This is a genomic window from Pseudomonas sp. A0308 (assembly GCF_044218815.1).
Lineage (GTDB): Bacteria > Pseudomonadota > Gammaproteobacteria > Pseudomonadales > Pseudomonadaceae > Aquipseudomonas > Aquipseudomonas iridis.
This window is the reverse complement of record NZ_CP162581.1, coordinates 2,085,197-2,110,083: the sequence shown is the minus strand read 5'-3', so window position 1 is coordinate 2,110,083 and position 24,887 is coordinate 2,085,197. Positions and strand designations below refer to the sequence as shown.

The 24,887-nt window shown below is 57.3% G+C and carries 19 protein-coding genes; 9 read left to right on the top strand and 10 right to left on the bottom strand.

The features are described 5' to 3' along the window. Positions 1-68 precede the first annotated feature (68 nt). The 3 genes from ydcS to AB4P92_RS09890 form a co-directional block, all read right to left on the bottom strand. A complete protein-coding gene (gene ydcS / locus AB4P92_RS09900; RefSeq protein ID WP_395599310.1) occupies positions 69-1,220 on the bottom strand; it encodes a putative ABC transporter substrate-binding protein YdcS in 1,152 nt (383 codons plus the stop codon). Positions 1,221-1,303: 83 nt separating this feature from the next. Then, positions 1,304-2,761 (bottom strand): gamma-aminobutyraldehyde dehydrogenase, encoded by a 1,458-nt coding sequence (locus AB4P92_RS09895; RefSeq protein ID WP_042557849.1) that lies wholly within the window; start codon positions 2,759-2,761, stop codon positions 1,304-1,306. A 133-nt stretch (positions 2,762-2,894) separates the two neighbouring features. Further along, on the bottom strand, positions 2,895-3,809 hold the full coding sequence (locus AB4P92_RS09890; protein WP_047299877.1) for a LysR family transcriptional regulator: 915 nt from the start codon (positions 3,807-3,809) through the stop codon (positions 2,895-2,897). Positions 3,810-3,985: 176 nt separating this feature from the next. Between AB4P92_RS09890 and AB4P92_RS09885 the strand changes: the two genes are divergently transcribed. Next, the gene (locus tag AB4P92_RS09885) at positions 3,986-4,708 is read left to right on the top strand and encodes a tellurite resistance TerB family protein (protein ID WP_210624653.1); all 723 of its coding nucleotides are present in this window, start codon (positions 3,986-3,988) and stop codon (positions 4,706-4,708) included. A 101-nt stretch (positions 4,709-4,809) separates the two neighbouring features. On the opposite strand, the gene AB4P92_RS09880 is transcribed toward AB4P92_RS09885, so the two are convergent. The 7 genes from AB4P92_RS09880 to AB4P92_RS09850 form a co-directional block, all read right to left on the bottom strand. Next, a complete protein-coding gene (locus AB4P92_RS09880; protein ID WP_395599309.1) occupies positions 4,810-5,781 on the bottom strand; it encodes a tetratricopeptide repeat protein in 972 nt (323 codons plus the stop codon). Positions 5,782-6,239: 458 nt separating this feature from the next. Continuing rightward, a complete protein-coding gene (locus AB4P92_RS09875; protein WP_395599308.1) occupies positions 6,240-6,905 on the bottom strand; it encodes a tetratricopeptide repeat protein in 666 nt (221 codons plus the stop codon). Between the two features lie 84 nt (positions 6,906-6,989). Continuing rightward, entirely contained in the window at positions 6,990-7,961 is a 972-nt protein-coding gene (locus AB4P92_RS09870) for a tetratricopeptide repeat protein (RefSeq protein WP_395599307.1), read from the bottom strand. Next, entirely contained in the window at positions 7,951-10,962 is a 3,012-nt protein-coding gene (locus AB4P92_RS09865; RefSeq protein ID WP_395599306.1) for a hypothetical protein, read from the bottom strand. Before AB4P92_RS09865 ends, AB4P92_RS09870 begins: the two co-directional genes overlap by 11 nt. Position 10,963: 1 nt before the next feature. Beyond that, positions 10,964-11,797 carry a DUF4123 domain-containing protein gene (locus tag AB4P92_RS09860; protein ID WP_395599305.1) on the bottom strand — a complete coding sequence of 278 codons (834 nt, stop codon included), beginning with the start codon at positions 11,795-11,797 and terminating at the stop codon, positions 10,964-10,966. Next, on the bottom strand, positions 11,782-13,860 hold the full coding sequence (gene tssI, locus AB4P92_RS09855) for a type VI secretion system tip protein TssI/VgrG (RefSeq protein WP_395599304.1): 2,079 nt from the start codon (positions 13,858-13,860) through the stop codon (positions 11,782-11,784). Before tssI ends, AB4P92_RS09860 begins: the two co-directional genes overlap by 16 nt. Before the next feature lie 132 nt (positions 13,861-13,992). Then, positions 13,993-14,508, bottom strand: coding sequence for an Hcp family type VI secretion system effector (locus tag AB4P92_RS09850; RefSeq protein WP_007919523.1), 516 nt, complete (start codon positions 14,506-14,508; stop codon positions 13,993-13,995). Between the two features lie 528 nt (positions 14,509-15,036). On the opposite strand from AB4P92_RS09850, the gene AB4P92_RS09845 reads away from it, so the two are divergent. The 8 genes from AB4P92_RS09845 to prfB all read left to right on the top strand — a co-directional run bounded on the left by AB4P92_RS09845 (position 15,037) and on the right by prfB (position 24,787). Next, entirely contained in the window at positions 15,037-16,659 is a 1,623-nt protein-coding gene (locus tag AB4P92_RS09845) for a methyl-accepting chemotaxis protein (RefSeq protein WP_042560889.1), read from the top strand. Continuing rightward, positions 16,659-17,195 carry a chemotaxis protein CheW gene (locus AB4P92_RS09840; RefSeq protein WP_042560888.1) on the top strand — a complete coding sequence of 179 codons (537 nt, stop codon included), beginning with the start codon at positions 16,659-16,661 and terminating at the stop codon, positions 17,193-17,195. Before AB4P92_RS09845 ends, AB4P92_RS09840 begins: the two co-directional genes overlap by 1 nt. After that, complete coding sequence (locus tag AB4P92_RS09835; protein ID WP_047299885.1) at positions 17,192-18,463, top strand: CheR family methyltransferase; 1,272 nt, start codon at positions 17,192-17,194, stop codon at positions 18,461-18,463. Before AB4P92_RS09840 ends, AB4P92_RS09835 begins: the two co-directional genes overlap by 4 nt. After that, a complete protein-coding gene (locus AB4P92_RS09830; protein ID WP_115146365.1) occupies positions 18,460-19,140 on the top strand; it encodes a chemotaxis protein CheW in 681 nt (226 codons plus the stop codon). The genes AB4P92_RS09835 and AB4P92_RS09830 overlap by 4 nt, the downstream gene beginning before the upstream one ends. Beyond that, positions 19,137-21,431, top strand: coding sequence for a hybrid sensor histidine kinase/response regulator (locus AB4P92_RS09825; RefSeq protein WP_395599303.1), 2,295 nt, complete (start codon positions 19,137-19,139; stop codon positions 21,429-21,431). The genes AB4P92_RS09830 and AB4P92_RS09825 overlap by 4 nt, the downstream gene beginning before the upstream one ends. Continuing rightward, entirely contained in the window at positions 21,428-22,438 is a 1,011-nt protein-coding gene (locus AB4P92_RS09820; RefSeq protein WP_042560883.1) for a chemotaxis response regulator protein-glutamate methylesterase, read from the top strand. Before AB4P92_RS09825 ends, AB4P92_RS09820 begins: the two co-directional genes overlap by 4 nt. 48 nt (positions 22,439-22,486) lie before the next feature. After that, complete coding sequence (locus AB4P92_RS09815) at positions 22,487-23,488, top strand: PleD family two-component system response regulator (protein WP_042560882.1); 1,002 nt, start codon at positions 22,487-22,489, stop codon at positions 23,486-23,488. A gap of 203 nt (positions 23,489-23,691) precedes the next feature. Next, positions 23,692-24,787, top strand: a protein-coding gene (gene prfB, locus AB4P92_RS09810; RefSeq protein WP_115146367.1) for a peptide chain release factor 2 whose coding sequence is annotated in 2 segments (ribosomal slippage) — positions 23,692-23,763 and positions 23,765-24,787 — 1,095 coding nt in all. Because the reading frame shifts where the segments join, the coding sequence is not laid out codon by codon here. Positions 24,788-24,887: the final 100 nt, after the last annotated feature.

Sequence of the window (24,887 nt, the reverse complement as noted above, 5' to 3'; positions counted from 1 at the left end):
CTGCTTTTTAGCGCCCTATCCCCCCGGGGGGCGGGGGGGAAGGGAGCTTGACCGAGCTGTTCTCGAGCTTAACGACCGCCCATGATCGCGATGTAGTCCTGTGTCCAGCGGCTGTACGGCACAAACTTGCCGCCCTCGGCCTGCGGGGTTTTCCAGAAGGCGATCTTGTCGAACTGGTCGAAACCGTTGGTCTTGCAACCCTCGGCGCCAAGCAATTCGCTCTCCTTGCACGCCGCCGGCACGGCCGGTAACGAGCCAAACCACGCCGCCACATCACCCTGGACTTTCGGTTGCAGCGACCAGTCCATCCACTTGTAGGCGCAGTTCGGATGCTTGGCCTCGGCGTGCAACATGGTGGTATCGGCCCAACCGGTGGCGCCTTCTTTCGGGATGGTCGAAGCGATTGGCTGCTTCTCGTTGATCAGGCCGTTGACCTGATATGGCCAGGCGCTGGAGGCGACCACGCCTTCGTTTTTGAAGTCGCTCATCTGCACTGTGGTGTCGTGCCAGTAGCGGTGGATCAGCGGCTGCTGCGCGCGCAACAGATCCAGCACAGCCTTGTACTGCGCCTCGGTCAGTTGATACGGGTCGCTGATGCCCAATTCAGGCTTGGCCGATTTCAGGTACAGCGCCGCATCGGCAATGTAGATCGGTCCGTCATACGCCTGCACACGGCCCTTGTTCGCTTTGCCGTCCGGCAGGTTCTGCGCGTCGAACAGCACATTCCAGCTGGTCGGCGCAGTCTTGAACACGTTGGTGTTGTACATCAGCACGTTCGGCCCCCACTGGTACGGGGTGCCGTAAGTCTGATTGTTGACCACGTACCACGGCGCATCTTTCAGGCGTGGGTCGAGGGTTTTCCAGTTCGGGATCAACGCGGTGTTGATCGGTTGCACACGCTTGCCGACGATCAACCGCAGCGACGCATCACCCGACGCGGTGACCAGGTCGTAACCGCCCTTGGCCATCAGGCTGACCATTTCGTCAGAGGTCGCGGCGGTTTTCACGTTGACCTTGCAGCCGGTTTCCTTCTCGAAACCGCTCACCCAGTCGTAGGCCTTGTCGCTCTCGCCACGTTCGATGTAGCCCGGCCAGGCGACGATATCCAACTGACCTTCACCAGCGCCGACAGCCTTCAGCGGTTCTGCCGCTTGCAGGCTGGCGCTGGCCAGCAGGGCCGTGGTGATTGCACTGAGCAGTGCGGTCTTGTGCACGAACATGGTTGAACCCTCTTCTTTAAATTATGGTCGGGGCAGTTGTGAACGCGGTGAAGCATGCCGTTGGCGGCTTGTTATTAGCGTAGTCAGAGATGCTGGCCGTGGCGGGCCATGATGTGCCGCACCACGCTGTAGTCCTGAAGCGAGTCGCTGGACAAGTCTTTGCCATAACCTGAACGTTTCAGCCCGCCGTGGGGCATTTCGCTGACCAGCATGAAATGGCTGTTGATCCAGGTGCAGCCGTACTGCAGACGCGCGGCGACCTGCATCGCCTTGTCCAGATTCTGTGTCCACACCGACGAGGCGAGGCCGTATTCGGAGTCGTTGGCCCAGTCGACGGCTTGGGCGAGTTCGTCGAAACGGGTCACGGTCACCACCGGGCCGAACACTTCGCGCTGGACGATTTCGTCGCTCTGCTTGCAACCGGCCAGCAGCGTTGGTTGATAGTAGAAACCGGCACCGGAATGCACCGCCGCGCCGGTCACCCGCTCGATGTGCGGCTGACCGAGGGCGCGTTCAACGAAACTGGCCACGCGATCACGCTGACGCGTGCTGATCAGCGGGCCTATTTCGTTGTCGGCATCGCGTTTGCCTGCGAAGCGCAGGCTGCTGACGGCGGCACCGAGTTCGGCGACCAGTTTGTCGTGGATGCCGGCCTGGGCGTAGATCCGGCAAGCAGCGGTGCAATCCTGCCCGGCGTTGTAGTAACCGTAAGTGCGCACGCCTTCGACGACGGCTTGAATGTCCGCGTCGTTGCAGACAATTACCGGCGCCTTGCCGCCGAGTTCAAGATGTGTGCGTTTGAGGGTTTTCGCCGCGGCCTGAAGGATTTTCTGCCCGGTGACGATATCGCCGGTCAGCGAGACCATGCGGATTTTCGGGTGACTGACCAAATGGCTGCCGACGCCTTCGCCACCGCCGCAGATGATGTTGATCACCCCGCGCGGCAGGATTTCGGCGAGCGCAGGGGCCAGTGCGAGGATCGACAGCGGCGTGTGTTCGGATGGCTTGAACACCAGCGTGTTGCCAGCAGCGAGGGCCGGGGCGATTTTCCACGCGGCCATCATGATCGGGTAGTTCCACGGCGCAATCGAGGCGACGACGCCAATCGGATCGCGGCGCACCATGCTGGTGTAACCCGGCAGGTATTCACCGCTGAGCTGGCCGGTCTGGCAGCGCACGGCTCCGGCGAAAAAACGGAACACGTCGACGGTCGCAGTCAAATCGTCCTGACGAGCCAGATGCAACGGCTTGCCGCAGTTCAACGATTCAAGGCGGGCGAGGTGATCGGCGTGTTTTTCGACGGCGTTGGCGATGTCCAGCAGCAGATTGGAGCGTTGCTGCGGCGTGGTCCGCGACCATTCGGCGAACGCCCGGTGAGCCGCGAGGATGGCGGCTTCGACCTGTTCGGTGCTGGCTTCGGCGATGTGCGTGAGGATTTCACCGGTGGCCGGGTTGAGGATCGGCTCGACAAAGCCTTCACCGGCGACCAGCTCACCGTCGATCAACAACGCGGTACACATCGGGGTCTGCGCGCCAGCCATTTTGCGAGCTCTCTTTTCTTGTATGGCCATTGTTGCTCCCTGTGTCACCGGGAGCCGACCGTCTTATAGATGCAGCAAGACTAGTGCGCGGCGCCGGGGGCGACAAATTCTAAATACTGAAGGTGGCATTCGATTAAATAGATGGCTTGCGTCCGCCGTGGGGTTGTTCGCGGGCCACGGTGAGGAAGGGGTCGACGAGAGCAGGTCGTGCGGCGCCTCGGCGCCAGGCCAGGCCGACATCAAGGGTCTGGTTGAGGTCGGCAATTGGCCGCGCTTCGATGATGTCGCCTTCCAGTGACCATGGGCGGTAGGTCATGTCCGGCTGGATCGATACACCCAAACCGGCCGCTACAAGGCTCCGCACCGCTTCGGTTGAAGCGGTTCTCAGGGTGATCTTCGGTTGCAGTCCGGCGCCGCGCCATAGGCGTTGGGCGTTGCGATCCATCTCGTCGACGTTGAGTTGAATCAACGGTTCGCGGGCAACATCGGCGAGATTGATGCTGTCGTGCTCCAGAAGCGGATGCTGGGCCGGAAGCCATAAACGGTGCGGCGAATGAGTCAGAACCTCAGTCTGCAAGGCGTGGCGATCTTCGAGGTTGGAGAGGATCAACACGCCGACGTCGATTTCGCCGCTGACCAGCAAATGCTCGATGTAGGGGCGTTCGTCCTCCATCACCCGTATCTCGACATTTGGATAAGCACGCTGAAACCGGGTGACCAAATCCGCGAGGTAATAACCAGCGACAAGGCTGGTCACACCGATGATCAACTGCCCGGCAACCTGATCGGTGCTCTGTTGCAGACTGCGTTTGGCGTTATCCACAGTCGCCAGAATCAGGTGCGCCTGGCGTAGGAATTGATGTCCCTGATGCGTCAGCGTCATGCCCTTGGCGTGTCGGCTGAACAGGCTGACGCCGATTTCTTCTTCCAGTTGCTGGATCGCCAAGGTCAGGGTCGATTGGGAAATAAACGCGGTTTGCGCAGCGGCAGAGATCGAGCCGGTCTCGGCCACGGCGATGAAATGACGGATCTGACGCAGGGTCATCATGAGAAGGGTACCCAGTGGGCGGTTTTTATAGATTGGCCTGAGTGTATATCTATTTTCACGAATGGCCTGGCCACACTGAGCAACATCTGGAAGCACACTTGTAAGTCTCTCCAGGGCACTTTCGAACTAGGCTGAGGGCCTTATAAGTCCTGATATCCCCAGTTTGGAGGCGGAACATGAACACCCGTGGATTGCTCGATCAACTACTCAAATCCGGCCAGGATTTGTTGCAGAACAAGGCCGGTGGCTCGCAGAACAAATCGGCGGCCGGTGGCCTGGGTGGCTTGCTTGGCGGATCTTCCGGCGGCGGTGGCCTTGGCGGTCTGCTCTCAGGCGCGGGTGGTGGTGCATTGGCGGCGGGCGCCATGGGTCTGCTGCTCGGCAGTAAAAAGGCGCGTAATGTCGGCGGCAAAGTCGCTGTCTACGGCGGCCTCGCCGCGCTGGGCGTGTTGGCCTACAAGGCTTACGGCAACTGGAACGCGCAAAAAGGCACCGCGCCACAAGGCGAACCCCAGACCCTCGACCGCTTGCCTCCAGCGCAGGTCGAGCTGCACAGCCAGGCGATCCTCAAGGCCCTCGTCGCCGCCGCCAAAGCTGACGGCCATATCGACGACCGCGAACGCCAACTGATCGAAGGCGAATTCACCAAACTCGACAACGATCAGGAACTGCAACACTGGTTACACGCCGAACTCAACAAACCCCTCGACCCCGCCGACGTCGCCCGCGCGGCAAGCACGCCGGAGATGGCGGCTGAGATGTACATCGCCAGCGTGATGTTGGTGGACGAGGAGAACTTCATGGAGAAGAGCTACCTGGATGAACTGGCGCGGCAGCTGAAGCTGGAGCCGGGGTTGAAGGTGGAGTTGGAGAAGCAGGTGCGGTTGGCTGCTGTGTAAACGGTACGAAAGAAAAAATCGCAGCTTTGGGCTGCGATTTTTTTGCAATTTTGTGCTGATGAAATTCTGCGTTTTGCAAATCTACCCTTCAGCGAAACAGCTTAGTAGCCGTAAATGGGAGCATAGTAAGAAAGAGGGGGGTGATTGTTTTCCCATTCTTTAGAAAGTGCGATTCCCTGTTTTATTTCTTCAGCATTAATTTTTTCTGCAATCTGAGGAAGGTTTATTCTGGCCTCTCTTGGTGAAGCCCCCCCTCCTTTAAGTTCTGATACCAAGTAGGTAAAACTGTAAGCCTTCACTAGGTCTAGAGGGAAACCATAAGTATCAGGGATGTGAGCAATGTTGAGGGCATAACTAACCAATGCGTCTATATGTCCAGCTTCGGCTGTTTTTCTAAGCCAGTATCCTATTTCTGACATGTCCCCGTTATGTTCATATAGGTAATTTGCATAGAGATACATGCCTGGTGGGAAACCTGCTTCCGCTGACGCCTTAAACCATTTTTTAATTGCTTTCTCGCGACTGCCCGGAACGATGAACCAACCTTGTCCCCTTTGATAAGCGCTAGCGAGAAGTTGTTGAGCAAAGCTGTCTTTTGACTCCGCAGCCTTTTCTAGCCAATCCAAGCCTTGATTAGCTGTAAACATTACAACCATTGCTTCTGTGTTTCCTTCGGCTGCACGCTCACGAGCAATTTTTAAAGCTCGGGCTCTCCATTCTTCACTAGTTTTGGTTGCACAGTCGTCCATTGCATTGCAGAAATCACTTTTACTACTTAGACGAAGCATGGCGTATAGGTCGCCCTGATCTGCCGCAGCTACGTACCAGTATCTGGCTTCCTTCGTCATGTATCGATTACTCAGTCGTATCGCCTCGCCCAGAAAATATTGAGACTTTCTATCGCCGGCCTCGGCCGCAACTCGCAAAAACGGTTGCGAGGAAGTCCATGCTCCTTGTTGATAAAGAATAACTCCCTTGTCTCTGGATTTTTCTTCGGACTCTGTCAGTTGTCCAGCGAAAGCGTTGGATAAGAAAAGGAATATAAGGAAGCTGAAAATTGCTCGATTGATCAATGTTAGATCCGTTGTGAATGGCTTTGAGGTCGTGTTTATGGTGCTGAAGCGGTTAAAAAGAGGCAGCAAAATAGGATGGGTCCATTTAATTGTAGTTGTTATTAAATAAATCCATCTCCTTTGTTTTGTTTGTTTTTCTTTGATTGTAGCGGTATGACTAGTACCCGTAAATGGGATCAAAATAAGATAAAGGCGCGTGAGATCTTTCCCAGTCTTTAGAGAACTCCGTTGCTTTTTTTATTTCTTCAGGGCTCATTTTTTTTCTAATTCTGGGAGCAGTCTGTTCGCATCTTCAGGTGCTGTACCTGCCTCGAGTTTCGAAAGTAAAAGCGTCAAGCCATAAGCTTCAGCCAGGTTTTCTGGGTAACCTAGTTCGTTAGATGGGTCTGAAACTTTGTATGCGTAGGTGCCCACTGCATCTATGTGGCTGTGTTTCGCTGCTTTTTTGACCCAGTATGCTATATCTTCTTTACTGCCGTTATGGTCATATAATAATTCGCATAGAGGAACATGCCTCTTGGGTTGCCACCTTCAGATGATGCTTTAAACCATTTGATTATTGCTTTTTCTCTACTGCCCGGAATCAAGAACCATCCAGCGCCACTTTTATAAGCGCTAGCCAACAGTTGTTGGGCATAACTGTCACCCGCTTCAGCTGCTTTCTCTAGCCACGACAGACCCTGGCCGGCCTTAAATAGAACAGTCATTGCCTCTGTATCACCTTTCTCCGCTCGCTCGCCTGCTTTTTCTAAAACTTGCTCCCGCCATTCTGCTGCGGTCTTTCCGGAGCAGGTACCCATAGCTCCGCACAAATCTTCTTCATTGCTCAGTCGAAGCATCGCGTAAAGACTGCCCTGCTCGGCTGCGGCTTCGTACCATTTTTCGGCTTCGGCAGTTGTATAGCGATTGCTGAGAAAAATCGCTTCTCCCAAATAGTATTGCGCTTCTGAGTCTCCCGCCTCTGCCGCTATATTTAGAGGCGGCTGAGAATCATACCAATCACTTTGGCGAAACAACGCAATGCCGGAATCTTTCGCTGTTTTTTGCGAAGCTGTTAATTCGGCGGCAGCGGAACTGCATAAGATGACTGAAGTTAGCGCGCCGAAAAATAGTTTCTTAATCAATACATGGTTCTTAGGTGGAGTTCTTTGATTATCTTAATTATTGAATAAGACCTTTTACATTTGGTTGGTGCTTGTTTATTACTTTCAATAGCCATAAATCGGAACGTAATACGAAAGCGGAGGGCGCGTTTTTTCCCAATCTCTGGCGAATGCCACACCTTGCTTAACTTGATCTTCTGTCATTTTTTCGGCAATTTCAGGAAGAATTTCTTTTCCATCTTCGGAAGCAATTCCACCGCCTTCAAGCTTTGAAAGTAAATAGGCAAGCCCATACGCCTGCACTAAATCTTGAGGATACCCTAAGTCATCTGGGATATGAGCTACGCTAAGTGCGTAGGTGCCGATTGCATTAATATATCCACCTTCAACGGATTTTCTCAGCCAGTAGGCCATTTCTTCTTTTTTTCCGCCGTGCGTATATAAGTAGTTGGCATAAAGATACATGGCTCGTGGGTAACCACCTTCAGCGGATAATTTGTACCATTTATCAACAGCCTTATCTCGACTGCCAGGGACTAAGAACCATCCATCTCCGTCTTTGTAAACTCCCGCAAGAGTATTTTGTGCTATGTGATCTCCTGCTTCCGCAGCTTTTTCTAACCATTTAAGACCTTGTTTGGTTATGAATAAAACAGTCATCGCCTCTGTGTCGCCTTTTTCAGCGCGCTCGCGGGCTAATTTTAAAACTTGGTCTCGCCATTCCCCTGCGCTCCGACCGTCGCAGCTTCCTAATTCACTGCAAAGATCATCTTTATTGCTCAGGCGCAGCATTGCATAAAGATTGCCCTGTTCAGCTGCTGCTTCGTACCATTTTTTTGCTTCGGCAGTTGTGTAACGCTTACTCAAGCGTATTGCTTCACCTAGATAATACTGTGCGGTCTGGTCGCCGGCTGTTGCTGCATCCTCTAGTAAAAGTTGGGATTTATGCCAATTATTTTGCTGAAAGAGTGCTAGGCCTTGCTCTTTTGCTATCTGTTGCTCTGGCGTGATTTCAGCAACGGCATAACCAGAAAAAAAAATTGAAAAAAGAAAGAATGTAATGATTTTATTGGTCAATGTTAGGACCCTTATAGGTTGCTTTAATGTTTTTTGTTGGGGCGAATGCAGGTCCTTTATAAGTTGTACTATATTCGCACAAACTATTTATGCGGGCGCCGAGTTTTGATGCGTGATCACGATATCGGGCGCGTGCGCGAATGCTTGTATTGTCAAGAGGCATCACAGGTTCTGCCATAAATGAATCAAGATTAAGTTTGTTCTTGCAATATGAAAAACCAGCTTGCGTCGGTCGGGTACCGTCCCGATTCATGCAAATAATAGACTCTTCAAATTGCTTGTTTGCATCAGGCTTTGAAGATATCCAATTTAAACAGCGTTCAATTGCCCGCTGTTGTAGCTGTTGTGCCTCTTCTTCGTTGAAACTTCTATTTTCTTGTTCGGCCTGTACTGAAAAAGCTCTGGGTGTAGAACTAAGTGTCATCAGTAGGGGGCCGAAAGCTTGAGGGAGTAGGTTGTATACCCAATCCTGCATTGCTTGCTGTTCGTTATCTAGAACGAGAGTGTAAGCAATCTGCCCACCCCGATCCCCTTCGGTCAGCGCATCAAAAATCTCTTTAACAATTGCATACCCACGCACGTACGCAAATACCACATCAATACCTGTGGCGCCGAGGAAGCTCAGTTTTTCCATATAGGCTGAGGCTTCCTTATCTACCCAATCTAGATCCTTGTATTGGTTCGCGGCCATTTCCTGTCGCACCAGTTCCGTCAATGCAACGATGCTGTCGTAGCCTACCTCAAAGGTCAAATAACCTTTAACCCCCGCGCCCCAGACCAGCGAGCCCTTGATCGACAGCAAAAGGTGTCCGTTTTGCATGCGAAGGTGCATATCGCCCGAGATGCCTGCGCCGAGTGCAACCGCCATTTCGACTTCCAGTTTGGCCAATGGGCGCCATTGGTTGGCTAATACGCGATTGGGTACTGGGGCAGGGGGGAGGACGCTGGGTGGTGGGCACCAGAACAGTTTGCCGGTGACTTTGCATCCGGCCTGGGCGCCGGCGAATATCTCGTACTTGGCGAGGTCGCCGGATTTCTCGGCAAGGTCCACACCGACAAGGCTGGTGTAACCGGTTTTTTGATCGAGGGTGAGATCGCGCGACAGCATGAGGCTCGCACCGGCGAATCCCCAGGCCTTGGCCTCCAGATCAAGGGATAGCTTGCCGAAGTTGACGCTGCGAACGCTGCCGTCGTGGGCGGTGTATTGAGCGGTCCAAGGCTCGGCCTTGGCCCGTTTGGGATACTCGAATTTCAGCAAGGTCACTTCCCCTCGCCATGCAGCCACATCCAGCGCGACCTCAACGTTGGCGAGTTGGGGACTGCCACTTTTCAATGTTGGCCCTTCCATTTTGACTTCGGTCAGCAGGTTGGCACCTTCCGGTAGCAGGCAGCGCACCAGTTGGGCCTGCGGGCTGTTGTCAAAAAGCATGAGGTTACGAAGCTGTTTATCTTCGAAAACCATGGCTTTGAGGTTTTCGCCCCAGCTTTTTTTCTTGGCTTCGGCTTTGATGCTTTCGACTTTGTAGCCTTTGGCTTCCAGCGCAGCGAAAAATTTTTCTGGCAGGAACAGACCATGCTCATCGAACCATGGGCCTTTCTCATCGAACTGCAGCGCGCCTTCCTGTTCCAGCCAATCACTGAACACCCGATCATCGTCTGCTTCTTTGGCAATCGACTTGGGCAAACTGGTCGCCAGCTCTTTAAGTTGGCCTTGGAACGCGTTGCCACCCGCTTGAGCCAGATGTTTCAGGCTGATGTGGTTAAGGATCGATGTGGAAGAAGCACTGCTGAGTTCGCGCAGCGGAATGTTGGTTTTGGCCAGACGTTCGAGGGGTTTTGGCTTGTAGCTTTCCGCGTCCCAGAGAAACAGGCGGGGAGGTTTGAGTGCTCGAACGCGTGCTTCGGCGGTGGTCTGAATCCGCTCTGCCTCGTCATTCAGGTCGTACCACTGCTTTTGCAAGCTGACAAACAGCACTCCGGGTGGCGCTGACTTGCCACCGGTAGCCGAGACCCATTGGGAATAACGCGCTTCGATTTTTTTCTCAAGCTCATCGCGTTTGTTTGTCAGCTCGATGAATGCCTGAAAATCCTCGGTACCTGCGTACTGGTCATCAGGGCTGAGTGCGAATTCGGGAACCGCCACCCCGCATTCGGCGAGTTCCACGATGGCATTGATGTATGGGGACATCAGGTCTTTCAGTGCGAGGATGTTGATCTGCACACCCTTGAGTTTCTTTTCGTCGATCTCGCCGGTTTCAATCAGTTTTTTGTGAAGCGCCTTGTAGTCTTTCAGGTGCTCCCACGCCGAGGCAATTTTTTTGCTGCCGGGATCGAACATTTTGTAGCCGTGAGCTTTTGCCTTGTCACGTTCTTTAATGTACTTGTCGATGGCCTCGCGAGCCTTCAAGGCGCGCGGCGTGTAGAAAACCCCGTTTTCTCGCTTGTACCCCAACTTCTCTGCGCTGGTGTCGGAGACCTTTTCCAGCGTTTCCATGTTCTTTTTGTTTTTATCGATGCGTTGCTGAGCTGCGAACAACTCGCGCTCAGCATGCATCGTCGCGTCGCTGTCACCCTTGGCTTTTGCTGCGTCCCAATCCTTGCGGCACTGCGCTTTTTTAGCCGTGTCTTCGGGGATTGCCGATTTCGACGCCAGGTAACTGCTACGGTCGTCTGCTTCGAGAAAAGCCTCCGGGCTGGGCGTGAGGAAGTAGTCCATCAGCCCGGCATCGGCGATGTTGCTCATGCGCGTGGCTTTGTCTGCGTCGACGGTTTTTTGCTTGAGCAGGTTGACGCTTTCTTTCAGCTTCTCGGACGTGCGCTTGGGCAACAGCCAGAACCGACGCTGGCCGGTGACGTAGATGATGTCGTCATAGCTGCTGCTGCAACCCGGCTTCTTGTCCTTGCAGAACGTTTCTGAGTCGGCTGATGACTTTGGTTGGTCAGCCGGGATAACAACAGGTGGTTGTTCTGGGGTAGATGCTTGTTCGGACGTACCTGTCATTTCAAACTTCCAGTCGTTGTACTTTCTCGAATGCCGGCATATCGCTGCTCAGCACGTTCATTACGTCGGCTCGCGCTCGCAACGGGCTTTGGTTCAACTGCGGCAAGAGACGCTCAAGGTGGCGTCCCTCTTCAATGCCGTGATCCACCAGCAGTTGCAAATTTTCGGACACGCCCGGCAGTTCTTCATTCGGCAGATTGTTGGCTGATTCGGCTTCGCGGGCTCGAATCCAGTACCACCAACGCACCTCATCGAACGCAACCAATGTCGTTTCCTGAAGTTGCAGCGGATACCTGTGATCGCCAGTAGAGGCATCGAATTCTTGAGTTTGTTCCCAGATGCGCCAGTTCATATCGTCAATATGCGCGGGAGGTGTATAGACGCTTTGCCAAGGACCCAATAGAGCTTGGGCAGGAACAGTCAGCGCCAGAGCACTCCAGAATGCCGGATCGTAAAAGCGTGCCAGTGAGTCGCCGTAGGATTTGCTGTTCATTCGTAAAAGTCGACGGGCATGCAGGAGGGCGTTTTCCGGTGTGTCCTGAGAGGTCAGCAGAATGCCCGCGCGGTTTGCGCGGCACAGTTCAACGGCCTTGGCTGCGGCGGCGCCTCCCGGCTTCAATTGCAGCCATAGTGGACTGACTTCATTCATTTCGGCGAAAGGTGTGCCCTGGAAAAGTTTTTCGACTTCGCCTATGTCGGCCTGCTGATAGAGCTGTTCCAGAGCGCGAGGCTGCCGGACGCTGTCGATGATGCAATACAAGGAGCGGCTTGCAGCGCTGCCTGCTGGCGTGGTGACCACGGGTTGTTCAAGAAAGTGACTTAACCATTCAGACATGGGCAAACCTCTCGCGAGCAAGCGCCATTGGCTTGCTTTCCACAGATCGGAACAAGGGGGAGGCCTTGAACGCTTTTCCGTACAAACGGGTTGAGCATGGCGGGCACTAACACTGTGCCAGCCTTATCCGCATCCGCCTGCTTCAACGGCCCCGGCAACAACGGCGCAGCGCCCGTGCCGCTACCCGGTCCACCGCCGGAGTTCATATTGATCACCGGCCCGCTCATGGTCACGCCACCGGCATCAATCTTGATAAAACTACCGCCACCGACCAGGGTCAATTCGGCGCCGGCTTCCATCACGACTTTCATACCACTGCTCAGGTGGATCTCCTGCCCCGCATCAATGAACTGCCCAGTACCAATCTTGATGTGCTGATTCACACCCACCGTCAGGTGATCATTCGCCCGCGCCTCAACTTTGCGATCGGCATAAACCGTGTGGTGTTCCTCGGCCTTGAATTCCGTGTAGCTGTTCTTTTCAACGGTGTCGTGACGCTCGTTGCCGACCCTAATCTTCTGGTCATGCTCGACGTTCTCGTCCCAATCGCGCTGGGCGTGGAGGTAGATTTGTTCCTGACCTTTCTTGTCTTCGATGCGCAGTTCGTTGTAGCCGCCGCCACCCATTGAGCTCAGGGTTTTGAAGGTGCTGCGGGTTTTGTTGGCCGGCAGTGCGTACGGGACGGTGTTTTCCTTGTGGTACAGGCAGCCGCTGATCAGTGGCTGGTCTGGGTCGCCTTCAAGGAAGGTGACCAGCACTTCCATGCCGATGCGCGGGATGGCGATGCCGCCGTACTGGGCGCCGGCCCAGGCGCTAGAGACGCGTAGCCAGCAGCTGGTTTTGTCGTCGGCCTGGCCTTCGCGGTCCCAATGGAATTGTACTTTGACGCGGCCGTACTGGTCGCAGTGGATTTCTTCACCTTTGGGGCCGGTGACGACTGCGCTCTGGCTGCCGAGGATGCGCGGTTTCGGGTGGCGCAGGGGCGGGCGGTTTGGCACGTCCCACGGGGTGGCCTGGAAACGGTTGCGGTAGCCCTGATGGAAATCGTCTTTCAGCGCGGTGATGTCACTGGTCACCGACTCTTCCAGCACTTGCGGCTGTTTGCCTTCGTGGAGGACTTCGGTGAGCAGCCAGAGGTCGTTCCACTTGGCTTTCGGGTGCGCGGTCAGTGCGAGGAAGTGGCCGCTGACCAGCAACGGCTGATCGCTCTTGCCTTCGGCCAGTTGGAAGTCGCTGCGGTGGCGTTCGAGGGCGCGTTTGGCCAGGTGTTTGCCGCGTTCGCGGTCGATGAAGCGGCCAGGGTAGTCGTAGTCCTCGAGGTCGGGCACGGCATCGCCGCGGTTTTCGCTTTCGAGGGTGATGCGCGGTTTTTCGAAGTCGTAATCGCGGCGGGTGGTGCGGCTGGTGCGGGTTTCCAGGCGCAGGTCGAAGCGTTTGATTACCGGGTCGCTCGCGACCATGCCGGAGTCTTGCTGATAGGCCACAGGCTTGAGTTTCGGGAACACCGTCTGGTCATCGCCGAACACCAGTTTGTGCGCCGTGGCGCTGTGCTGGAAGTGGTAATGAATACCTTCTTCTTCGCACAGGCGCTGGATGAAATGCAGGTCCGATTCATCATATTGCACGCAGTAGATGCGCTCGGGGTAGATCGAGCCGGTCTTGAATTCGTAGGCGTTGCTTTGGATGCCGTGCTCTTCCAGCACTTGGCCGATGATTTTCGGCACCGTGAGGTTCTGGAAGATGCGTTGATTGACGCGGTGCGTCAGGTACGACAGTTGCGGGCGCAGGGTCACCGAATAACGGGTCAGGCGTTTGCCGGAGTCACCTTGCGCGGCGCGGTAGATCTGGCCGTGGATGCCGCTGCCATCGGGCGACAGTTGCAGGAAGGCCGGTTTGTGCAGCAGGGTTTCGAGGTCCAGCGACGGTTTTTCACTGACCAGCTCCACCTCGAACACAAAAGGCTGGCTGATGGCTTCCCGACCTTGCAGGGTAAACACCTGGAAATCAGCGGAAAGACCTTCGATGGTCAGGGCAAAGTGGGTTTCATTGGCCGGCGCGAACATCCCTTGTTCCTCGTGCTGTGCAGCGGCGCTCGTCGACGCCCGCAAAAGCGGGTCAACGTACGCGAAATTCTGGAGGGGCGTAAACAACATCGACCAGCAGAGCTGGCCGATGCTTGTAACGATCAGCCGTAATTAAACGACTGGAGCACGCCAGTCATCGGAACCCGAAGTACCGGATACTTCGTGGGTCCAGGTGATTTTGCGGTAGGTGAACTGCACTTCTTCCAGGTGGGTGAAGTGCGAGTTGCCTGGATCCTGGCAGTTGTGCATTTTGTTGTTGATGGCGACGATGATCGCGTCTTCCAGTTTGGTGGTGTAGTAGTGCTCTTGAGTACCTTGAGCCGAAGTACGGAACCACTGGATAACGATTTCGCTCATGCGCTCGCCGGAAGTCAGAGCGGCTTGCAGCAGAGGCGAAGCCTTGTCGTAGACCTTGGTGATCACAACTGGCTTGTGAACGCGCTGACCGGTTGGCTGACCGGATTGCGGGTCACGCGGGATGATCACGTCGTGGCTGAAAGCCTGAACCATGACCTGGTCTTCGTGGCCTTCCTGGTAGGTGTTGCCAACGGAGTCAGCGGTGAATGCGCCTGCAGTGATCAGGCCTTGTTTTTCGCCGGTAACCGACATGTACGCTGGTGTTGCCATGGGGTGCTCTCCTTGCGGATAAATTTAAGGTGCCCGGGAGGCGAAATCGCCCGGTGGGTGCCTGACTGTTATCAAGGAGCGTGCCAGGTTTTGCGAAGTCCCCGGAGGGCGGGGGGCAAAGTGCTCTGGCCTGCGATTGTGAGGGTTTTTCACTGGGGAGCGAGGGCAAAAGTGCGCAAGAAGTTGCGCAGTACTGCGCAACTTCTTGCGCACTTGGCTGCAGGCCCCGAAAGGCATGGCCTGCAGGGCAATTGCCCCATGAAATATTACGACCAACTGCGCAACTTCTTGCGCAGTATGGCTCATTGATAGCATTGGCCGGAAACGCGGGTTTTCAACAAATGACCAATCCGGCACCATTTTTTGCCGTTCCGTCACTGGTCAGCCATCTTCCGGTTACTGGAAAGTCCCAAGCCAGAGCCTGTTGTGCTTAACGTCCAAAGGTCAGGGGGTTAAAAAGCGTCTTATTAATGAGACACCACCCTCGGCTATACTCCCCGCATTTCGACTTAGGCACGAGGAATCACTGTGAAGAACTGGACGTTGCGCCAACGCATTTTGGCGAGCTTTGCGGTGATTATCGCCATCATGTTTTTGATGGTAGTTCTCTCGTATTCGCGGCTGTTGAAGATCGAAGCCAGTGAAAACAGCGTCCGCGATGATGCGATTCCCGGGGTTTATTACAGCTCGATGATCCGTGGTGCGTGGGTCGATAGTTACTTGCAGACACAAGAACTTCTCGGGCTAAAGGAAGGGCAAGGGATTTCCAGCGAGGATGCGGCGGATTACAAGGCGTTCGAAAACCGCCTGCAAGAACAAATGGCCAACTACCGCAAAACCATGGCCACCGAGCAGGACCGTACCGAGTTCGCCGCGTTCGAGAAGTACCACGACGCCTACATGCAGATTCAGGATCAGGTGCTGGACCTGCACGGACGCAACCTGGAAGCCGATGCGCTCAAACTGTTCAACGAGAAGCTGACCCCGGCGTGGTACAGCGGACGGATGAAGCTCAACGACATCATCGGCGAGAACAAAACCGTCGCCGATCAAGCCATGGCCAATATCGACGACGCAGTAGCGGCTGCCAAGGTCAGCATGCTCATCTCGCTGCTGGTCGCCGTACTGGCGGCCGGTGCCTGCGGTTTGCTGCTGATGCGCGCGATCATGGCTCCGATGAACCGCATCGTGAAAATCCTCGAAATCATGCGGACCGGCGACTTGAGCGGCCGTTTGAATCTTGACCGCAAAGACGAATTCGGTGCGGTGGAAACCGGCTTCAACGACATGATGACGGAGCTCACCGCGTTGGTTTCCCAGGCCCAACGTTCGTCGGTGCAGGTGACCACGTCGGTGACTGAAATCGCCGCCACCTCCAAGCAACAACAAGCCACCGCCACCGAAACCGCTGCCACGACCACGGAAATCGGCGCAACGTCCCGTGAAATTGCCGCGACTTCGCGCGATCTGGTGCGCACCATGACTGAAGTGTCGACCGCTGCCGATCAGGCGTCGGTGGCCGCCGGTTCCGGTCAGCAGGGCCTGGCCCGCATGGAAGACACCATGCACTCGGTAATGGGCGCTGCTGATCTGGTCAACGCGAAACTGGCGATTCTCAATGAGAAGGCCGGCAACATCAATCAGGTGGTGGTGACCATCGTCAAGGTCGCTGATCAGACCAACCTGCTGTCGCTCAACGCCGCCATTGAAGCGGAGAAGGCCGGTGAATACGGTCGCGGTTTTGCCGTGGTCGCCACCGAAGTGCGACGCCTGGCGGATCAGACTGCTGTGGCGACTTATGACATCGAACAAATGGTTCGTGAGATCCAGTCGGCGGTGTCTGCCGGGGTGATGGGCATGGACAAGTTCTCCGAAGAAGTACGCCGCGGCATGTCCGAAGTGCAGCAGGTTGGCGAGCAGCTGTCGCAGATCATTCATCAGGTACAGGCACTGGCGCCGCGGGTGTTGATGGTCAATGAAGGCATGCAGGCTCAGGCCACCGGCGCCGAGCAGATCAACCATGCGCTGGTGCAGTTGGGCGATGCCAGCAGCCAGACCGTCGAGTCGCTGCGTCAGGCCAGTTTCGCCATCGACGAACTGAGCCAGGTAGCCGTCGGGCTGCGCAGCGGCGTTTCGCGATTCAAAGTCTGATGAGCGAAATCATCGCCAAACGCAGCGCCGCGCAGATGGCGAAGCAGGCGTTATTCCTGCTGTTTCGCATCGGCAGCGAGCGTTACGCATTGCGCGCCACCGAAGTGGCGGAAGTGTTGCCACGCCTGCCATTGAAACCGATAGCCCACGCGCCGCATTGGGTTGCCGGGGTGTTCGCCTATCGCGGCGCGGTGGTACCGGTGATCGATCTCAGCGCGCTGACGTTTGGCAAACCCGCCGAGGCGAGGACCAGTACGCGACTGGTGCTGGTTCACTACCGTGCGGACGAAGATCAACCGGGACAATGGCTTGGGCTGATTCTTGAACAGGCCACCGACACCTTGCGTTGCAATCCGGAAGATTTTCAGCCCTACGGCCTCGACAACCGTGAGGCGCCATACCTCGGCCCGGTGCGTGAAGATGCGCAGGGTCTGGTGCAGTGGGTGAGGGTCGATGACTTGCTCGATGACGCCGTGCGCACGTTGCTGTTTCCCTCGCCGCCGCGTGATCCGGCGCAACTGGAGGCGCAGTCATGAGTAGCGATCAGCGGTTTTTCGACTTCCTCAAGGAGCGGATTGGCCTCGATGTCACCTCGGTGGGCCCGGCGATCATTGAGCGCGCGGTGCGCCAGCGCACGACGCTTTCGCAAGCGGCGCACGCCGACGAGTACTGGCAACTGTTGCAAGGCTCGCGGGACGAGCAACAGGCACTGATCGAGGCGGTGATCGTCCCCGAAACCTGGTTTTTCCGGTATCCGGAATCCTTCGCCACACTCGGCAAACTCGCGCGCCAGCGTCTCGCCGAGCTGAACAACATGCGTGCGTTGCGCATTCTCAGCCTGCCGTGCTCTACCGGCGAGGAACCTTATTCGATTGCCATGGCGCTGCTTGATGCCGGAATTAAGCCGCATCAGTTCAAGGTTGACGGCATGGACGTCAGCCCGCTGTCGGTGGATAAGGCGCGGCGGGCGCTGTACGGCAAGAACTCGTTTCGCGGGCAGGATCTGGACTATCGTGACCGTCATTTCAGCGCTGAGCAGGACGGTCATCGCGTCAACGAAACCGTGCGCGAGCAAGTGCGCTTGCAGGTCGGCAATGTGCTCGATCCGACGCTTTTGGCCACCGAGCCAGCCTTCGATTTCGTGTTCTGTCGCAACTTGCTGATCTACTTTGATCAGCCGACCCAGCAGCAAGTCTTCGAGGTGCTCAAGCGCCTGACCCACGTCGACGGCGTGCTGTTTATCGGTCCGGCCGAGGGCAGCTTGCTTGGGCGTCTGGGCATGCGCTCGATTGGCATTGCGCAGTCGTTTGCGTTCAGTCGCCAAAGTCATCCACAGCCAGAACCGATGCCGATTTCCAAGCCGGTTGCGTTACCGGTCAGCCAGCCGATACGCAGCACGCCGCCACCGCCGGTGCGCAATCGACCGTTTGCCGCGGCGACACCGCTGCCAGTGACGAGCAAAAGCGCGAATCCGGACGCCGCCACCTTGTTGGCGAACATCGCCGCGCTGGCCAACGAAGGCAAAAGCGCCGAGGCTCGCGCCGCATGCGATCAATACCTGCGCAGCCACGAACCCGTGGCGCAGGTGTTCTATTGGCTGGGCCTGCTCAGCGATGTCGCCGGCCTGACGCTCGAAGCCCAGGGGTTCTATCGCAAAGCCTTGTACCTCGAACCGCAACATCCCGAAGCGTTGATGCACCTGGCTGCCCTGTTGCAGGCTCAGGGCGACAGCGTCGGTGCCAGACGATTGCAGGAACGCGCCGCACGCAGCGGCCGCACCGCCGACAGTGAGCGAAAACGATGATCGCCGACACCTTGAACGTCACCCACGAAGACGCCCGGGCCATCGATGATTGCTGGAATCGCATCGGCATCCACGGTGACAAGTCGTGCCCGTTGCTGGAAGAACACATCCATTGCCGCAATTGCTCGGTGTATTCCGCCGCTGCCACGCGGCTGCTCGACCGTTATGCCTTGCAGCAGGACGAGCGCGACCCGGTGGCGGCGGTGGTCGAAACCGACCTGAAGACCCGATCGCTGCTGATGTTCCGTCTCGGTGAGGAGTGGCTTGGACTGGCCACGCGCAGCCTCGTTGAGGTGGCGCCGATGCAGGCGATTCACTCGTTGCCGCACCAGCGTTCGCGCGCCTTGCTCGGCGTGGCGAATGTGCGCGGCGCACTGGTGGCCTGCTTGTCGCTGGTCGAATTGCTGGATCTGGATGGCAACGCGGCACCGGCGGCCGGCGCGCGGATCATGCCGCGCATGCTGATCATCGCCGCCGATGGCGGGCCGGTGGTCGTGCCGGTGGATGAAGTCGACGGCATTCATGCCATTGACGAGCGAATTCTTGATGCCGCCTCGCAGTCCGGTACTCAAGCCAGTGCCAAATTCACCCGTGGCGTGCTGCAATTGCGGGGTCGCAGCCTGCGTTGGTTGAATGAAGAACAGCTGTTGTCCGCCGTGACCCGGAGCCTCACATGACCCCCGAGCAAATGCGCGACGCCTCGCTGCTTGAGCTGTTCAGCCTGGAAGCCGAAGCCCAGACCCAGGTCCTCAGCGCAGGGCTGTTGGCACTGGAGCGCAACCCGACCCAGGCCGATCACCTCGAGTCATGCATGCGCGCGGCGCACTCGCTCAAAGGTGCGGCGCGGATCGTCGGCGTCGACAGCGGCGTCAGCGTTGCCCATGTGATGGAAGATTGTCTGGTCAGCGCCCAAGAGGGGCGGTTACTGCTGCGCCCGGAACACATCGACGCGTTATTGCAGGGCACCGATTTGCTGATGCGTATTGCGACGCCAGCGAGTGCGCCGCAACCGGCAGACATCGAAGCGTATGTGGCGTTGATGGGGCAACTGCTTGACCCATCGGCCGCGCCGATTCCGGTCACCGCCCCCGTCATGGCCGAGTTGCAGCTTGAAGCGCCTTCGCCAGTTGAACCTGCGCCAGCGCCTTCCATGGAAGCCTTGGTCGAAACATCCGAACCAGTACCAGTACCCCGCAAAAACAGGCGGACCGCTGAGGGGGGCGAGCGCGTATTGCGCGTCACTGCCGAGCGCCTGAACAGCCTGCTCGATCTGTCGAGCAAATCACTGGTGGAAACCCAGCGCCTCAAACCGCATCTGGCCACCATGCAGCGTCTCAAGCGCATGCAGAACAATGGCCTGCGCGCGCTGGAAAACCTCAATGTCCATCTCAAGGAGCATGCCCTCAGCCTTGAGGCGCTGGAAGCGTTGGAGGATGCGCGGCGTCTGCTTTCCGAGTCGCAACAGCTGCTGGCCGAAAAGAACGCCGAACTCGATGAGTTCGCCTGGCAAGCCAGCCAGCGTGCACAAGTGCTCTACGACACGGCCCTGGCCTGTCGCATGCGTCCCTTTGCTGACGTGCTCAGCGGTCAGGCGCGGATGGTGCGTGATCTGGGCCGCAGCCTCGGCAAGCAGGTGCGACTGGAAATCGAAGGCGAGAAAACCCAGGTCGACCGCGATGTGCTGGAAAAACTCGAAGCACCGCTCACCCATCTGCTGCGCAACGCGGTCGACCATGGCATCGAAACCCCGGAACAACGCTTGCTCAGTGGCAAGCCCGAGGAGGGCCTGATCCGCCTGCGCGCCTCGCATCAGGCTGGGTTGCTGGTGCTGGAGTTGAGCGATGACGGCAACGGCGTCGATCTGGAGAAAGTCCGCCGCAGCATTGTCGCGCGCCAATTATCCCCAGCTGAAACAGCGGCGCAGTTGAGTGAAGAGGAGCTGCTGACTTTCCTGTTCCTGCCCGGTTTCAGCCTGCGCGACACGGTGACCGAAGTGTCCGGCCGTGGTGTCGGCCTCGACGCCGTGCAGCACATGGTGCGCCAGTTGCGGGGCGCGGTGGAGCTGGAGCAGACGGCGGGCGAGGGCAGCCGTTTTCATCTGGAAGTGCCGCTGACCCTATCGGTGGTGCGCAGCCTGGTGGTGGAGGTCGGTGAAGAAGCCTACGCGTTCCCGCTGGCGCACATTGAACGCATGTGCGACCTGGAGCGCGATGACATCGTTCAGGTCGAAGGTCGTCAGCATTTCTGGCACGAAGGCCGGCATGTCGGGCTGGTCGCTGCCAGTCAGTTGTTGAACCGCCCGGCCAGTCAGAACAGCAGCGAAACCCTGAAGGTCGTGGTGATTCGTGAGCGCGAAGCGATTTACGGCGTAGCGGTCGAACGCTTCGTTGGCGAGCGCACGTTGGTCGTACTGCCACTGGATGAGCGTCTGGGCAAAATCCAGGACATCTCCGCCGGCGCCTTGCTCGATGACGGTTCGGTGGTGCTGATCGTCGATGTCGAAGACATGCTGCGTTCGGTCGACAAACTGCTCAATACCGGTCGCCTTGAGCGCATCGCCCGTCATGGCAACCAAGCCGCAGAGGCAGCGCGCAAGCGGGTGCTGGTGGTCGACGACTCGCTGACCGTGCGCGAACTGCAACGCAAGCTGCTGCTCAATCGCGGCTACGACGTGGCTGTGGCGGTGGACGGCATGGACGGTTGGAACGCGCTGCGTTCGGAGAATTTCGATTTGCTGATTACCGACATCGACATGCCACGTATGGACGGAATCGAACTGGTGACCTTGTTGCGCCGCGACAACCGTTTGCAATCAATGCCGGTGATGGTCGTTTCGTACAAGGATCGCGAAGAGGATCGCCGCCGTGGACTGGACGCCGGCGCCGACTATTATTTAGCCAAAGCCAGTTTTCATGACGACGCCCTGCTTGATGCAGTGGTCGAGCTCATCGGAGGAGCACGGGCATGAAAATCGCAATCGTCAACGACATGCCAATGGCGGTGGAAGCCTTGCGCCGGGCATTGGCCTTCGAGCCGGCGCATCAGGTGGTCTGGGTCGCCTACAACGGCGCCGAGGCGGTGCGCCTCTGCGCGGAAAATACGCCGGATCTGATTCTTATGGATTTGATCATGCCGGTGATGGACGGCGTCGAAGCCACCCGGCGGATCATGGCCGAGACGCCGTGTGCCATCGTCATTGTGACGGTCGATCGCCAGCAGAACGTGCACCGGGTCTTCGAAGCGATGGGGCATGGCGCGCTGGATGTGGTTGATACGCCGGCCATTGGCGCAGGCAATGCGCAGGAAGCGGCGGCACCGCTGCTGCGCAAGATCCTCAACATCGGCTGGCTGATCGGCGAGAAAACCCCGCGCGCGCGGCCGGCGCCAATGCCCCAGCGCAGTTCGGGCTCCCCCCAGCGGCTGGTGGCGATTGGTTCGTCTGCTGGCGGGCCAGCGGCGCTGGAGGTCTTGCTCAAGGGGTTGCCGCGCAATTTTTCCGCGGCCATCGTGCTGGTGCAGCACGTTGACCAGGTGTTCGCTGCGGGCATGGCCGAATGGCTCGCCAGCGCCAGTGGTCTGGACGTGCGTCTGGCGCGTGAAGGCGAACCGCCGCAGGCCGGCGTCGTGCTGCTGGCCGGCACCAACCACCATATTCGCTTATTGAAAAACGGCACGCTGGCCTACACCGCCGAGCCGGTCAACGAGATTTACCGACCTTCGATCGACGTGTTTTTCGAGAGCGTCGTCAGTTATTGGAACGGTGATGCGGTCGGGGTTTTATTGACCGGGATGGGGCGAGATGGCGCGCAAGGGCTTAAGCTCATGCGCCAACAGGGCTATTTGACCATCGCCCAGGATCAGCAAAGCAGTGCGGTGTACGGCATGCCCAAGGCTGCCGCGGCGATCGATGCCGCCGTAGAAATCCGCCCACTGGAAAAGATAGCGCCACGATTGCTGGAGATTTTCCCGAAATGAACAGTTTTATCCGCAATCCTGGCCTCCGCAGTACTCAGGTGACAGCCCATGAATGACTTACAGATCGACGACATTAAAACCGACGAAAATGCCGCCATGGTGTTGTTGGTAGACGATCAGGCGATGATCGGCGAAGCCGTGCGCCGTGGGCTGTCGAACGAAGAAAACATCGACTTCCACTTCTGCTCCGACCCGCATCAAGCCATTGCGCAAGCGGTGCGGATCAAGCCGACGGTCATTCTCCAGGACCTGGTGATGCCCGGTCTGGACGGCTTGAGTCTGGTGCGCGAGTACCGCAATCACCCGGCGACCAAGGACATTCCAATCATTGTCCTGTCGACCAAGGAAGACCCGCTGATCAAGAGCGCGGCGTTCTCCGCAGGGGCCAACGATTATCTGGTGAAGCTGCCAGACACCATCGAACTGGTGGCGCGCATCCGCTATCACTCGCGCTCCTACATGACGTTGCTGCAACGGGACGCGGCGTATCGAGCGCTGCGCGTCAGTCAGCAGCAGCTGCTCGACACTAACCTGGTGCTGCAACGCCTGATGAACTCCGACGGCCTGACCGGGCTATCGAACCGCCGTCACTTCGACGAATACCTGGAGCTGGAATGGCGCCGCTCGTTGCGTGACCAGAGCCAGTTGTCGTTGCTGATGATCGACGTTGATTACTTCAAGTCCTATAACGACACGTTCGGCCATGTCGAAGGCGATGAAGCCTTGCGCAAGGTCGCCACGGCCATTCGAGATGCCAGTGCGCGTCCGTCGGACTTGCCGGCGCGTTACGGTGGCGAGGAATTTGCGCTGGTGTTGCCGAATACTTCGCCGGGTGGCGCACGGCTGGTAGCGGAAAAACTGCGCCAGACCGTGGCTTCATTGAAGATTCCACACATTGCGCCCAGCGAAGGGACGAGCCTGACTATCAGCATTGGTCTGGCGACCATGGTGCCGCAGGCGGGCAGCGACTGCCGGTTGCTGATCTCGGCGGCGGATCGCGGGTTGTATCTGGCGAAGAACAATGGGCGCAATCAGGTCGGGATCGAGTAACCCGACTCTCACGACAAATGCAAACCCTGTAGGAGCTGCCGAAGGCTGCGATCTTTTATCTTTAAAAAATCAAAAGATCGCAGCCTTCGGCAGCTCCTGCAGTTCATTAATGCTCGATTCGCCCCGCCAGACGGGCTGCCGTTACAGCCCGATTACGTTATACTCGCCGGCTTTCAAAAGTTCGCCAACGAGTGTTGCCCGCCATGGAAATCAACCCGATCCTGAACACCATCAAGGACCTGTCCGAGCGCTCCGAAACTATTCGGGGGTATCTTTGACTACGATCAAAAGCATGAGCGTCTGACTGAAGTCAATCGCGAGCTTGAAGATCCGAGTGTCTGGAACAAACCTGAATACGCCCAGGAGCTGGGCCGCGAGCGCTCCGCGCTGGCGCAAATCGTCGATACCCTCGACGAATTGAACGGCGGTCTGGCCGATTGCCGTGACCTGCTCGACATGGCTGTCGAAGAAAACGACGAAGGCGCAGTGGGCGATGTCGTCGCTGAACTGGCCCGTCTCGAGGCCAACCTGGCCAAGCTCGAATTCCGCCGCATGTTCAGCCACGAGATGGACCCGAACAACGCCTACCTGGACATCCAGGCCGGTTCCGGCGGCACCGAAGCCCAGGACTGGGCCAACATCCTGCTGCGCATGTACCTGCGCTGGGCTGACAAACGCGGTTTCGACGCGACCATCATGGAACTGTCCGCCGGTGAAGTCGCCGGGATCAAGGGCGCGACCGTGCACATCAAGGGCGAATACGCCTTTGGCTGGCTGCGGACCGAGATCGGCGTGCACCGTCTGGTGCGCAAGAGCCCGTTTGACTCCGGTAACCGTCGCCACACCTCGTTCTCCGCGGTTTTCGTCTCGCCAGAGATCGATGACAAAGTGGAAATCGACATCAACCCGTCAGACCTGCGGATCGATACCTATCGTTCCTCGGGTGCCGGTGGTCAGCACGTAAACACCACCGACTCGGCCGTACGTATTACTCACGTACCGACCAACACCGTGGTCAGCTGCCAGAACGAGCGTTCCCAGCACGCCAACAAGGACACCGCCATGAAAATGCTGCGGGCCAAGTTGTACGAGCAGGAAATGCAGAAGCGCAACGCCGCTTCCCAGGCGCTGGAAGACACCAAGTCCGACATCGGCTGGGGTCACCAGATTCGCTCTTACGTGCTCGACGCGTCGCGAATCAAGGACCTGCGGACCAACATCGAACGCAGCGACTGCGACAAGGTGCTCGATGGCGACATCGACGAATACCTGGAAGCCAGCCTGAAATCGGGGCTGTAAAAGACGCAATACAGGATCGGCTGATTCAACGCGATCCCTGTAGGAGCCAGCCCTGCTGGCGATCCCCGGGCTGCAAGGCCCGGGGGCAACGAACCTGATG

Excerpts from the sequence above, each read along its gene's own strand:
- tssI (WP_395599304.1), bottom strand. The coding sequence starts at position 13,860 with ATGTTCGCGCCGGCCAATGAAACCCACTTTGCCCTGACCATCGAAGGT.
- AB4P92_RS09815 (WP_042560882.1), top strand. The coding sequence starts at position 22,487 with ATGAATGACTTACAGATCGACGACATTAAAACCGACGAAAATGCCGCC.
- AB4P92_RS09840 (WP_042560888.1), top strand. The coding sequence starts at position 16,659 with ATGAGCGAAATCATCGCCAAACGCAGCGCCGCGCAGATGGCGAAGCAG.
- AB4P92_RS09860 (WP_395599305.1), bottom strand. The coding sequence starts at position 11,797 with ATGTCTGAATGGTTAAGTCACTTTCTTGAACAACCCGTGGTCACCACG.
- AB4P92_RS09890 (WP_047299877.1), bottom strand. The coding sequence starts at position 3,809 with ATGATGACCCTGCGTCAGATCCGTCATTTCATCGCCGTGGCCGAGACC.
- AB4P92_RS09885 (WP_210624653.1), top strand. The coding sequence starts at position 3,986 with ATGAACACCCGTGGATTGCTCGATCAACTACTCAAATCCGGCCAGGAT.
- AB4P92_RS09895 (WP_042557849.1), bottom strand. The coding sequence starts at position 2,761 with ATGGCTGGCGCGCAGACCCCGATGTGTACCGCGTTGTTGATCGACGGT.
- AB4P92_RS09835 (WP_047299885.1), top strand. The coding sequence starts at position 17,192 with ATGAGTAGCGATCAGCGGTTTTTCGACTTCCTCAAGGAGCGGATTGGC.
- AB4P92_RS09850 (WP_007919523.1), bottom strand. The coding sequence starts at position 14,508 with ATGGCAACACCAGCGTACATGTCGGTTACCGGCGAAAAACAAGGCCTG.
- ydcS (WP_395599310.1), bottom strand. The coding sequence starts at position 1,220 with ATGTTCGTGCACAAGACCGCACTGCTCAGTGCAATCACCACGGCCCTG.
- AB4P92_RS09830 (WP_115146365.1), top strand. The coding sequence starts at position 18,460 with ATGATCGCCGACACCTTGAACGTCACCCACGAAGACGCCCGGGCCATC.
- AB4P92_RS09820 (WP_042560883.1), top strand. The coding sequence starts at position 21,428 with ATGAAAATCGCAATCGTCAACGACATGCCAATGGCGGTGGAAGCCTTG.
- AB4P92_RS09825 (WP_395599303.1), top strand. The coding sequence starts at position 19,137 with ATGACCCCCGAGCAAATGCGCGACGCCTCGCTGCTTGAGCTGTTCAGC.
- AB4P92_RS09865 (WP_395599306.1), bottom strand. The coding sequence starts at position 10,962 with ATGACAGGTACGTCCGAACAAGCATCTACCCCAGAACAACCACCTGTT.